Annotated in this window: 2 protein-coding genes; both read left to right on the forward strand. The window is 67.1% G+C overall.

The annotated features are described in order from the left end of the window. The coding region (locus FCI23_RS58080; protein WP_211265925.1) for a DUF5372 family protein at positions 1–281 on the forward strand (281 nt) is incomplete at its 5' end. A gap of 139 nt (positions 282–420) precedes the next feature. Then, on the forward strand, positions 421–858 hold a 438-nt coding region (locus FCI23_RS55965; protein WP_136731800.1), incomplete at its 3' end, for a recombinase family protein.

The raw sequence follows: 858 nt of genomic DNA on the forward strand, positions 1-858 counted from the left end.
TTCGTGGCATTTCTGAGGAGACGTTGCTTGTCACGCATCCCTTCCATCCCCTGTCGGGGCGCCGGGTGCGGGTGTGCCGGACGGTGCGTCGCTCCGGCGGGCTGGTCTTCATCTGCACTGCCGGTGACGGCGTGACGGTGACTCTGCCACAGGGATGGACGGACCGCGCCCCTGACTCTGGTGAGAACCGGCTCGCGACCGAAGGGCTCGTCGCGCTGTCTGCGCTGATGGATGCCCTCACGCGCCGTGGCGTTGACCATGCGGAGGGAGGATCGTCATGAGGGGAATCCTGCGTGGCCTTTCCGCGGGAACTCCGGCTGCGGTGACAGGTGGTGACGAAGTTGGAGAACGCGAACGGGATGGTCGTGCTCCTCGTCGCCAACATGATCGAGTCTGTACTTCGCGGGGAGGCGCTCGGGGATGAGCGGGCAGCAGAAGATCACCTCCGCGCATCGCTCGAGGCTGGCGTTGATCTATGTGCGGCAGTCGACTCTGCTCCAGACCAGGGAGAACACCGAGTCGACCACGCGTCAGTACGGCCTGGCCGATCGTGCGCGGGAGTTGGGCTGGCCCGAGGGCGGCATCAGCGTCATCGACACGGATCTGGGTGTCTCGGGCCGGTTCTCCGGTCTGCGCGCCGGGTTCCAGCAGCTGGTGGCCCGGGTCTGCCTCGGCGAGGTCGGGGCGGTCTTCGGCCTGGAGGTCTCCCGGCTGGCCCGCTCCTCGGCCGAGTTCGGCCGGCTGCTGGAGTTCGCGCGGCTGACCGACACCCTCCTGATCGACGCCGATGGGGTCTATGACCTGGCCGATTTCAATGATCGCCTGGTCCTCGGGCTGAAGTCCACGATGAGCGAGGCC

Source organism: Actinacidiphila oryziradicis (assembly GCF_005047355.1).
Classification (GTDB): domain Bacteria; phylum Actinomycetota; class Actinomycetes; order Streptomycetales; family Streptomycetaceae; genus Actinacidiphila; species Actinacidiphila oryziradicis.